The organism is Bradyrhizobium sp. AC87j1 (assembly GCF_002936975.1).
GTDB classification, from domain to species: Bacteria; Pseudomonadota; Alphaproteobacteria; order Rhizobiales; family Xanthobacteraceae; genus Bradyrhizobium; species Bradyrhizobium shewense.
This window is the reverse complement of record NZ_PTFE01000290.1, coordinates 1-464: the sequence shown is the minus strand read 5'-3', so window position 1 is coordinate 464 and position 464 is coordinate 1. Positions and strand designations below refer to the sequence as shown.

At 65.3% G+C, this 464-nt stretch carries 1 protein-coding gene; it reads right to left on the bottom strand.

Going from position 1 to position 464, the window contains the following annotated elements; genetic code table 11:
- Positions 1-464: MFS transporter (locus CV770_RS41370; protein ID WP_146101493.1), on the bottom strand; the 464-nt coding region annotated here is incomplete at both ends.

Sequence of the window (464 nt, the reverse complement as noted above, 5' to 3'; positions counted from 1 at the left end):
TCCCCGCCCTCTCCGCCACCGCCTTCTGCACAAAGTACATCGCGACCAGCGAGACGATCGAGGTTGCGACGACGACGTAGCCGATCCGGTCGAAGTGGATCAGCGAGCCATCCGCCCCTTCCGTGATGATGCCGGCGGCGAGCACCGAGCCGAGGCCGCCGGAGAGCTGTTGCAGTGACGCGCTGATCGCGCTGAAGGAGCCGCGCTGGTCGGGATCGGGGATCGCCGACATCAGAGCCTGCGACGGGATCATGCGCGAGAAGATGCCGACGAACATCAGCACGTTGACGAGGATCGCGGTCGTCAGCGCGACGTGGCCGAGATGGGTGTAGATCAGCACCATGATGACGGACACCACGCTGCCGAACACGAAGGTCGGGTATTTGCCGAACGCATCGCTCGCCCGGCCGACCAGCGGCCCGGTGACGATGCTGAACAGGCCGGAGACGAGATAGATCGTCGGC